This is a genomic window from Streptomyces sp. NPDC093064, assembly GCF_044754605.1.
Lineage (GTDB): Bacteria > Actinomycetota > Actinomycetes > Streptomycetales > Streptomycetaceae > Streptomyces.
Genome location: NZ_JBIVPK010000103.1, coordinates 1 through 10,766 on the forward strand (window position 1 = coordinate 1; position 10,766 = coordinate 10,766).

Sequence of the window (10,766 nt, forward strand, 5' to 3'; positions counted from 1 at the left end):
ATGGTGTGCCTTTCGTGTTGAGCCAGGGGATGGTGCCTGACGGCGCCTTGCACCACTATTGGTGCGTAGCTTCTTGTTGGGAAGTAGGCACTTCGCGCCGCCCCTCTGGCCCAGGCCTGGGGGACCCGGTACACGCCCGAGGGCAAGACGGTCTGGACTGAGCAGGCGATTCCCGCCCAGCATGACTGACGGCAGCGGCACAGCCGCCGACGCAGCGGCACCCACTCCCGAGCAGGCACCAGCCGTCCTGCTCCACCTTGACCATCCACGCCTGGCCCAACCCGGCCGCCCCACACCGTTGGCACCGCTTGGCCGCCCAGCGATGCAACGCAGCCACTCGCGCCCGGCGGCGCACCACACCGCGCCGCCGCCTCCGGCACCAGGAGCAGGGACGCGGCACCGCCGAAGACCCTGCAGGACGACCCGCCACCTGGGTGTGTCCGCCCGGCCCCCTGGCGGCCAGGCAATGGAGCGAGCGGACGACGATCGTGCCCTTCGACCTCACCCGGCCCGGTTGCCGGCCCGACTACGTGCCACGGCGTGCGGATGTCGGTGGAGGAGATCTTGGCGGCCCGGTCGCCGTCGAGCAGCGTGACCGGATAGCCCGCGTCGGCCAGCAGCATGTCCACTGCCGTACCTTGAGCGGCTTCGGTCCGTCTCACCGGCCTCAGGCCGAACAGATTTGCGCGGGCCGCCCACCTCTCCCCTGCGGGAATGTGGTGTGCGGCAAGGACAGGGTCGGCGGTCCGTCGGCGTCAGCTACGGGTGAGGTCGGCCAGGAGCGCGGGCAGCAGGCGCTCCTCCATGACGGCTTGACCCGACTCCTGCATGGCCCGCGCCAGTTCGGGGTCCCAGGGGCTTGCCGCGGGCGGGCCGCCGAGAGGTGTGGACGGGCCTTGGCCGAGGGCTTCCCGGTAGTCGGCGGTGGTCATGCGCCAGGGGCGGGCCCCGTGGCGTTCCACGGCGGTGGCGATGATGCGCAGGCCCGCCCAGTCGAAGTCGGCCCGCCAGTGCAGCCGGGCTCCGGCGCGTACCGCGCTGGCGAGCAGTGTGTGGCAGGCGGCGGACGGTACGCCCTCGGTGCACACCAGGGCCGCGCTTCCGGTTTCGGGGGCGGCGGCGGCCACGCGCAGGACGGCCGGGTTCTCGCACACGAAGATGTCACCGGCGGCCGGGACGACGGGGTCGGACGCCAACTGGTGCAGGGTGAGCCGGAATGGGATGCCGAAGTCGGCGGCATCGCGCAGCCAGTCGCAGACCACTGTGTCGCCCTCGGGGCGGATGCCCAGAACGAGGACCTGGCTGGCGAGGTCGTCGGGGATGGCGCCCGCGCTCTCCCACAGGGCGCGGCGGCCGGCTCTCTCGCGCGAGACGTCGTCGCCCGTGCGCTGGGCGAGGGCGCGCAGGACGAGCTGTTCGAGCGGACTGCCGGGGATGAGGGATTTGGTGTCGCCGGTGGCCCATTCGGCGAGGACTGGAAGCGGCAGGATGCCGGAGGGGTCCTCGGGGAGTTTCTCCAGGACGCGCACCGCCGCGTCGATCAGGGGCGCGTCCCCGCGGCGCAGAAGGCGGGTCAGGGTGCCGTCGGCGGCGAGGCGGTCCAGCCAGGTGGCGAACCAGCTCTCGGTGGCGAGGCGGCTGGAGTGGGCGGAGGCCAGGACCTGTTCGCGGCAAGTGTCCTCGTCCGCGCGTTCGGCGGGCCGGTCGCGCAGGGGGCCGTTCAGGTGTCCGAGGGTCTGGAGCAGGCCGGTGCCGTAGCGGTGGTACAGGTAGGTATCGAGGGCGGTGAGAGGGACGGCGAGGCGCTTGGTGGTCTCCGGACGGTAGCGGCCGGTGACGCCGATGACGGTGCGGCGCTCGGCCTCGCTGGGGGCACTGAGGCCGATCTCGCCGTCGAGGGCGCCCGAGGTACGTTCGAGCTTGCGGCGGGCGGCGGCCAGCAGCCGCGTCCAGCCCTCACCGCGCAGTTCCTCGTAGCGGTACTGCTCAGTCGGCAACGGTGGTCTCCTTCGGCCCGGGGACGCGGCGGGTGCCGGGTGAACCGAGGGCCGCGGTGAGGTCGCCGATGTCGTCGGCGAGCAGCTTCTCGCCGTCCCAGAGGAGCAGCAGGGCGGAGACGGTGTGGTGGATCGCCGAGTGCGCGAGGTCGTAGTGGGCGGCGGCGGGGACGGAGGCGTGTGCGGCCCACAGGTCGTATCCGGTCATGAACAGGTCGAGGTCGAACTGGGCGGCCAGCGACATCAGTTCGCCGCGGCCGGTGTCGTCGACGCCGGCGAATGCCTCGTCCAGGGCGAGCAGCCGCGGGGCGTACGGGTGTGCGGAGTTGAGCATGGCGTGCGCGGCGGCGAACAGCGGCAGGTGCAGCGAGACGGACTGCTCGCCGCCGGAGAGGCGGCTGTGCCGGGCGCGGGTGAGCCGCTCCTCGCTTCTGTCGGGGCGTACGAGCTGGAAGGCGAACTGCCGCCAGCGGCGGTAGTCCAGCACCTGGGCCAGCAGTTCGCGGTAGGGCAGGTCGCGGTGGCGGGCGCGGGCATTCTTGATCTGCGCGGCGAAGTGGGCGCGGACCCGGGCGAGCCCTTCGGGGCCGAGCCGGGCGGCGTCCGCGTCCAGGAGGCTGCAGACGGCGCGCTGCTCGTCGTCGAGGTCGTCGGCGAGCAGCCAGCTCACACCGACCGTCGTGCCGGAGGACATCCTGCGTTCGCGCATGTCGGTGTTCATGCGCCGGATGAGGTCGCGGGCGTCGACCGTGCGGTCGTGAATCTGCTGGGCGAGCCGGGTGAGCAGGGCGTCCTCGAGGATGCGCTGCTCGGAGTCGCTGAGCAGTTCGGCCTGGTCGCGGCGGTGTTCGGCGATCTTCTCGGCGAACGAGGCGACGGGCAGCAGGCCTTCCTCGTCGGCGACACGGACAACGATGACGCCGTCGGAGCCGTCCCATTCGGGACGGTAGTCCTGTCCCGCGGCGGCGAGCTGGACCTGCAGGTCGTCCAGGGCCTTCGTCAGGCGGGTGACGGACTGCTTGACGCTGGTCTCGGTGGGGGCAAGGTCGCGGGTGGCGGCCTGGATCGCCTCGTGGACCGCCACCGCCGCGGCGGGGAGTTCCTGGCCCGCCCAGTCGGCCTCCTGGGCGGGCCAGAAGAGGCCCGGCGGGCAGCGCAGGATGTCGAGCAGTTCACGAGCCGCGTACGGGGCGAGGGCCCGGGCGGTTTCCTTCTCCTCGGTGGCGGCGACGGAGCGGACCTCGGCCGCCGCGGTACGCCGGGCCTCGGCGGAGGCGGTGGCGGCGATGGCGGAATGCAGGGCGGCGGTGGACGTCTCGACCTCCCGGACTGCACCGTCGAGGGCGTCCTCGGCCTGATGCACCTGACGCATTATCTCCTGCGCCTCCGCGCCGACGGCCTCCTGGAGGGCGTCGAGCTTCGCCGCCTCCTCAGCATGGCGGCGGTGCGCGCCGCGCTCGGCGTCCAGGGCGGCTTCCTCGTCCTCGGCTGCCGCGCCGAGCCGGCCAGCGGCGGCTTCGGCGGCCTGCGACTGCCGGCCGAGTTCGCGGCGGCGGGCGGCGAGTTCACGTACGGCCGTTTCGAAGGCGCGGGTGGCGGTCTCGACGGTGTCGACGCGATCGGGGGCGATGCCGTGCTCGGCTGCGGTGCGGCGCACGGCGCGCTCGGCGACCGAGCAGGCGGCCACGGCCTCGTCGTACGAGGCCTGGGCGACGTCGGCGGCCTCGCGGGTGGCACGCAGCCGCGCCGCGGCCTTGTCGAGTTCGCGCAGCGCCGCGGTGATGCCGGTGGTGCGGGGCAAGGCGGCACGGGCGGCGGCATACGCCTCCAGCCGCGCATCGGTACGGGTCTGGGCACGTGCCATCTCATCGAGTTCAGCCGCGAGTTCGGCGAGCAGGGCCTCGCAGGCCGCGATACGGGCGGCGCGGCGGCGCTCGCGGGCGGTGGCGCCGACGTACTCGGCGTGCTCCTTGGCGTGCGCCCCGACGAGGACGCCCGCGACGTACCGGCCGTCCGGGGTGATCTGCGCGGTGCCCGAGCCGGGGCCGGGGGTGATGGCGACGGAGCGCAGGATGGCGGTGACGCGCGCGGCGGGGATCGGCGTGCCGTCCTCTGGGCGCAGCAGGTCGGCGAGGCTGGGGCCGTCGACGGGTGTGCGGGCGTGCAGGTAGCCGTCGCTGTGCCCGGCGGGCACGTGGGTGTCCTCTGCGGTGACGAGGGCATCGAGGAGGCCGGAGGCCTCCAGGGCGGCTTCCAGACCGGCCTGCTGCTCCTCGGTCAGATGCTCGGCGAAGTCGACGAGTCGCCATAGCGGCACGCCTTCCCCCAGTGCCTTGATGGCCGGGGAGGGCGTGCCTCCACGGGTGCGGTGGGCGGTGCGGCCGCGGGCCGCGGGAGGGGCGTCGTCGTGTTCGGCGGCGATACGGTCGCGTTCGGTCCTGGTCTCGGCGCGACGGCGTTCGTGGTCGCTGCGCCGACCACGCAGGGCGGCCAGGGCGTCGCGCAGCTCCTGCACGGCCGGGGCGACGGCCTCGGTGTAGGTGTCGGCGAGGGTGGCCGCCTCCCCTTCACCAGTGATGGCTTCGCCGGTGAGGTCGAGAGCTTCGGCGAGGCGGTCGGTGCCACCCTCGGGCAGGAGCGGGCCATGGGCCCGCGTCCACTGGGTAAGCGCCTCTCGCGCCCGTGCGCGGGCGCCCTCGACCGCCCGCTCGGTGTCGGCTTCGCCGGTTTCGGCGCCACGGACCGCCTCCTCGGCGCGGTCGAGGGCGCTGCGGGCGAGGTCGCGGGTCTGCTCGGCGCTGCGGCCCTCCTGCTGGGCGGCGCGTAGGGCCCGCACGCCGTCGTGGCGGGCGGAGGCGAGCGCGGCGGACCGCTCGGCGAGCCGGGCGGGCTCGGCGTCGGCCGGGGTCCAGGCGATGCCCGCGGTGTGGGCGTGGTCGGCTACGGCGGCGGCGCCACGGGAGGCGGCGCCCTCGAGTTCGGCGGCAAGCCGGGCCGCGTGTTCGGCTTCGGCGCGGGCACGGCCGGTGGCGGCGGTGCGGCGTTCGCGTTCGGCGGCGGCCTGCTGGGCGGTGTGCTCGCAGGTACGCACCAGACGTTCGAGGTCGGCGAGTTGCTCGACGGCCTGGTACGCGGCGGAGGAACGCAGCTGGTCCAGGCGGGCGCGCAGGGCGGTGAGCGCGGCGTCGGCGGTCTCGGCGTGGGTCTCGGCGGCGGCCTGCTGCTCGCGGGACGCCGCCAGCTCCGCCACGACGTTGTCCAGTGCGGCGGTGCGGGCAGCGGTCTCGGCGCGGCGGGACGTGAGTTTGTCTGCGGCCACGCGGGCATGGACGCGCAGGTAGGTGGAGTAGCCGGCGAGGAAGGCCCGGGTGGCGTCGTCGGCGGCGGCCAGTCCCTCCAGGGTGCGCTGCACGGACTCCATGTCGTCGAAGGAGCGGGCGGCTTCGGCGATGAGGTCGTCGTCCAGCGGGCGCAGGCCCTCGGTGAGGGTGTCGGAGAGCTTGGCCGGGTCGAGGTTCTTGGCGAGCTGCGGGCGGCGCAGCGTGAGGATGAGGGTGAGCAGTTGCTCGTACCGCTCCCGGCCGAGGCCGAACAGCCGCTGGTCGACTGCGGCACGGTAGTCGGTCGGGGATGCGATCAGCTCCTGGCCGAGCTCGGCGGTGAGCTGCTTTTTCGTCATCGGTCGGTCGTCGTCGGTGAGGAGGGAGAAGTCCTCGCCGACGCGGCCGTCGGTGACGAAGTGCCAGCGGGCGGGGGTGTCGCGGTGGCGCTGGGCGTGCAGGCCGATGCCGCAGGTGACGGCCTCGCCACTGTCGCGGTGGGTGAACTCGATCCAGACGTAGCCGAGTGAGCTGTCCTGCCCGCGGAAGAGCAGGTTGGACTTCATCGTACGGTCCTCGGCCGCAAACGGGTTGAGCCGCTTGGGATCGATACGGCCGTCGAGGACGAACGGGAAGAGCACTTCGAGGGCTTTGGTCTTGCCGGAGCCGTTGGGCCCGCGCAGCACCAGCCAGCCGCCGGCGAAGGAGAACTCCTCGTCCCGGTAGTCCCAAAGGTTGACGATCCCGGCGCGAGTGGGGACGTAACGGGTTGCCGGGGTCGCAGCGGGGATGCTGGCCGGGGCAGGAGCCGGGGTGTTCACGGCGTCGGGTCCTTCACGGTGTCGTCGATGGACAGGGCGGTCTGGGCGGCGGGCCGCGGGGCGGGCACACGGGACTTCACGCGGACGCTGACCCCGCGGTAGCGGGCAAGGAGCGGAAGTGCGAGGACTCCGCCGTCGATGCGGGCGACCAGTGACAGGGCGGCCAGCAGGTCCAGGACCTGGGCGAGCAGTCGGTCCGGGTCCCCGCGCAGGTCGGCGGCGAAGCCCTTGCCGTACTCGCCGACGATCTCCTTGAGCCTGCCGCGCAGCCAGGAGTCGGTGACGAAGGGGTAGCGGGTCTCCTCCAGCTCGTCGCCCTCCTCGTCGACGGCCCCGTACGGGCTCTCCTCCTTGGGTGCGGAGAGCTCCGCGAGCAGTCCGCGCGCCGGGAGGGCCGCGTCGATGCGGCGGGCCCGCGCGGCGAGGCGTTCGGCGGCCGTCGGGGCGGGCAGCAGGTCCGGGGCGTGCCGCCCCGTGCGCCGGGCGGCCTCGCAGATGCGGGCACCGAGGAGCAGCGCGGCCTGGGCGACCGTGCCGCCACCGGGGAAACGGATGTCGGACAGCCTGCCGGAGGTGTCGACGAGCGCGACGCCCTCGGCACGGCGCTCCACGGCAAGGCCGGTCAGACGTTCCAGATCCTCGGCGAGTGAAGGGGCACGCAGCTGGCCGAGCAACTCGGCCCCAGCGTCGGCGTAGTACGCGACCGGGTTCTCCAGGACCAGACGGCGAGCACGGCGGGCCTGATCACGGCGCCGCGCGTGGCGGCCCGTGGCCAGGCCCAGCGCGCTGCCGGAATCGAGGAGCCCGGTCACCGAGGTGAGGTGTTGCAGGACGCGGGTGGGCTGGTGGACGGCGGTGAGAATCTCGCGGTCGATGTCGTACAGGGCCTCCGCACGCTCGGGGTCGCCGGCCCAGGCGGTGGCGGAGCCGTCGGTGAGGGCGAGGGCGCCGCGCTCGGTGAGCCAGGTGACGGCGTCGACGAAGGCGTCCCGTTCGGTCTTGCGGGTGGTGTCCAGACCGAGGCCGTCGATGCGCGCGGCGTCGGCGGCGACCGCGTCGGCGAGTTCACCGAGGGCGACCTGCGCACCGTGGCGGCCGAGGGCGGCGAGGGTGAGGACCAGGTAGGCGTAGCGGCGCCGGTCGAAGGGGCGACCGGCGCGGGTTGTGGCGGGCCGTGTCGCGTCCAGGTGGTCCTGCGCGCGCAGCAGCCGGGCGGTGTCGGCCGTGGTGACGAGCCGGTAGCCGAGGACCTCCATGAGGTCGGTGCGCAGCTGCTCGGCCCAGCGGCGCACGGTCGGCAGGGCCGCCCGGTCCGGGTACGACGATGTGATCAGCGGATGCCGCAGGACCAGCCGTACGGCCTTCTGGTAGTCGGCGAGTTCGAAAGGTGAAACGTGCTCGGCGACACGCTCCCCTGCCCGTCGCCCGCCGCCGCTCGGGGCGGAGGTGCTTCGTGCCGCACTCATGCCGTGACCTCCAGTCGAAGCCCGTTCAGGTGCAGCCTGCCGCGGACGGTGTGCACGGTGGTGGAGCCCTCGGCGGGGGTGAGGGTCAGGCGGACGCCGTGGGCGGAGCCGGAGGCGGCGTGAACGCTGCGGCTGGCCGGGACGCGAGCGGCGAGCGCCACGTCCATCAGCGCCAGCAGGACTCGCGTCTCGGCCTCGTCCAGCACCCTGCCGTGTGCTCCGTCCGCAGCGAGGGTGGCGGCGGCCGTGCGGCGCTCGGCCTGCTGCTTCAACTGCTCGGCGCGGAGCCGGTCCCGCTGGGCTTCGTTGCGTTCGATGCGGCCGGGACCGTGCAGCCCGGGGCTGCGGCCGGACTGGACCAGAGTGCGCGCCAACTCGACCGGTTCGGCCTCCCACCACGACGTACGCCCGGGGATCAGCTCGGGGTCGGGGTACGGGACGGCGATGTGGCGGGGCGCGCCGAGTCCGAAAGCTGCCTGGAAGAGGGTGTGCGCGTCCTCGTCGCTCTCGCAGGAGGTGAACCATTGGGCGAGATGCCGAAGTTGGCTTTCTCGGCTCACCCCGCCGCGGCGGGCCTCGGTGACCCGGCGCAGCAGGGCGAGGACGGAGCGAATGGCGGTGACGGTGGCGTCCTGCAGCCGCTCGGCCTCGCTGTGCTCACGCTCGGCGAACCAGTGGACGATGCCCTGCCACCGCTGCCGCCAGTCCTCGATGCGTTCGGCGGGGCTGCGGAAGAGCCGCTCGTCGGCCTCGGCGGCGTGCTCGATCATCCGGGAGACGCCGGTGGCGGCGGTCTTCTCGACGGCCTCGGCGAGCAACGGGGCGTAGCGGCCGAGTTCGGCGGTGAATTCCCGCATGTGCCCAAGCAGGGCGTCTTTGTGGGCGAGGAACACCTCGGGCCGGGTGTCGTTCGTGCGTGCCAGGTCGCCGAGCATCAGGTAGAACCGGGCGGCGCGCTGCGCCATCTCGCCCAGTACGGAGTCCAGGCGGCCGAGCTTGCGGTACACCTCCTCGGCGTCGCCAGCGGCGTTGGCGTCGGCCAGCGAGTGAAGGTCGGCGAGGATGTCAGGGAAGACGAGCCGGGAGAGCTGGGCGTCCTCCAACCGCGCGCCGAGTACGTCTTCCACGGCCCGGTACGCCCGGTAGCCCGCCTGGGTGAACTGGTAGACGTAGTGCCGGTTGCGGTACTCGGCCAGGTTCGCGGCGCGCGTCCCGTCGTACGACCGGTCGAGGACCTGCCAGTCGGCGAGCGCGTCGAGCAGCGGCTGCACGTCCCCGACGGCCGCCACGCCGGGATGGTCCGCCGCGAGCCGCTTCAGGAGCCCAGCCGCGTCCGAGGCGTGCAACAGCACCTGGTAGTTGGCCCGCCCCCGGTCGAAAGCACGCAACAGCCATAGGTACTCGCGGCGTTTCTCTGCGGCTGCGAAGTGGAACAGCCGCAGCCGGTCGTCCAGGGTGAACGCGTCAATACCGAACGCGTCCTCGTCGGCGGACTCCGGGGCCGCGGACTCGTCGGTCACAGGCGCAAAACTCTCTCGTTCGGTCGCGGACGGCATGCGAGACACCCATTCTGCCGCATGGGCCACCGTATCCATCCACGCGCTCCTCGCACCGCGCTCCCTGTGCTAACCTGCGCCGCCCATCACCCCTGGACTGCACACCCCTGGCGGATCTTCGTCCTCGCAGCGGACAGGCAGGGATGGCAGAGGGTTGCGGGCCTCCATTGCGACAGCGGACCGTATCCAGCCACCATCGTGGTCCTTGACCAGGGCACGGGCCTCGTCACCACCGCCGGCACCACCGACGCATTCCACCCCTGCCCCTGAGCCGGCACACCCGCCACTGCGTCTGACCTCCCGAGCGTGCGGCATCCCGGTGCCCCGTCGGGACCATCGCTGCAGCGGGGCAGAGGCCCCCGGAGACCCGAGCGCCCGACCACCACGGCCGGGCGCTCACGTATACAGGCTCTGTCGCTGATCTTGTGACGCAGTCGGGTCAGGGCCTGAGGAGTATGCGCCTGCGGAGGAAGTCGAGGTTGACTCGCCCGAATCCTTGCCTTTCGAGGCTCTTCGCCCAGATGTGTGGGTCGGCTCGTGTCATGAGACGACGAACGCCGCACTCCTCGTAGCTTCTTGATCGCCAAGAGCAGGAAGCTCCAGATGGGAGTGCAGCGTGTCACTGGGCAACGTATGTGTGCTGACGGCCCGCGGGTAGCCCGCCGAGCAGTCGCGGTGCCCGGATCACGCGCGGACTCCAGCCGCTTCGCGGGCCGTTGTGAACAGTGGCGGCATCCCCCGCGGGCGGCGCCCTGTCACCGGATCGGGTTGCGAGGGAACGTTGCGCTGCCATAGCACCACACCGTGGCGGCGTTCCCAGCGGGAGGTGCGAGCAGATCGCAGCAGGAATATCCCGGCTAGCAACCCGAAGAGGGAGACCTGTATCAGCGGGCGCGGCTCCTCGAGCACAAAACGCATGGCCAGCCCCACCATGGCAAGGAACGCCGCGAACAGCCCGGTGCGGCGGACCACCGGGCGCTTGGCCGCGGACTCGCCCAGCAGCACGGAACCCGGCTCGGTGAGCGGCACGGCAGTTTCGTAGCCCCGCAGCTCGGCGCGCCGGCCCACCCGGGCCCCGGCGAAGACCGCCACCGCGCCAACGCATGCGAGCGATACCGCGACCGCGACCGGGTGCTCAGGGACACTCACTCCGCCCTTGACTACCGCCAGGAGTAGGCCGTCGAGCACCCCCATTGTCGCCATGGCCGCAGCCAACGTCCGACTCGCCCACGCCACGCGCACGAGCCCCAACTGCTCCGTCACTTAATTCCCACCCCTGAGCGTGCTTTTCCGGCAGGGCCAGCAGACTTCAACGCACAGCGTTACGCGGATGTGCCGCCTCTTGGAGCGAGGCCGTGATCCGATTCATAGCGCCGCGGCATGGGTACGCACACCGCGGTCGGGCCGGTTATACAGCAGGCCCACGCCCGGCTGCGAGCTCGCGGACCTTCCGGACGAATCATCCCGGGACCCGCCTGACGGACCCGGGCTGTGATCATGGCTCGCGTGGAACCAGGGCTTGATCAAGTTCCCTCGGTTCCCGGGTTGTTGGTGATGCCCAGGAGTGGAAGTGCTCGTTGGGGTTGGTCGCGGATTGCGCGGGTGG

General features: G+C 72.7%; 5 protein-coding genes. All 5 read right to left on the reverse strand.

From position 1 onward, the window contains the following. Nucleotides 1-755 precede the first annotated feature (755 nt). The gene (locus ACIQFZ_RS42375; protein WP_402693871.1) at nt 756-1,997 is read right to left on the reverse strand and encodes a TIGR02679 family protein; all 1,242 of its coding nucleotides are present in this window, start codon (nt 1,995-1,997) and stop codon (nt 756-758) included. After that, complete coding sequence (locus ACIQFZ_RS42380) at nt 1,987-6,138, reverse strand: TIGR02680 family protein (protein ID WP_402693872.1); 4,152 nt, start codon at nt 6,136-6,138, stop codon at nt 1,987-1,989. The genes ACIQFZ_RS42375 and ACIQFZ_RS42380 overlap by 11 nt, the downstream gene beginning before the upstream one ends. Then, complete coding sequence (locus tag ACIQFZ_RS42385; RefSeq protein WP_402693873.1) at nt 6,135-7,604, reverse strand: TIGR02678 family protein; 1,470 nt, start codon at nt 7,602-7,604, stop codon at nt 6,135-6,137. Before ACIQFZ_RS42385 ends, ACIQFZ_RS42380 begins: the two co-directional genes overlap by 4 nt. Further along, entirely contained in the window at nt 7,601-9,124 is a 1,524-nt protein-coding gene (locus ACIQFZ_RS42390; RefSeq protein ID WP_402693874.1) for a TIGR02677 family protein, read from the reverse strand. Before ACIQFZ_RS42390 ends, ACIQFZ_RS42385 begins: the two co-directional genes overlap by 4 nt. A 720-nt stretch (nt 9,125-9,844) precedes the next feature. Next, complete coding sequence (locus tag ACIQFZ_RS42395; RefSeq protein WP_402693875.1) at nt 9,845-10,423, reverse strand: hypothetical protein; 579 nt, start codon at nt 10,421-10,423, stop codon at nt 9,845-9,847. Nucleotides 10,424-10,766 lie beyond the last annotated feature (343 nt).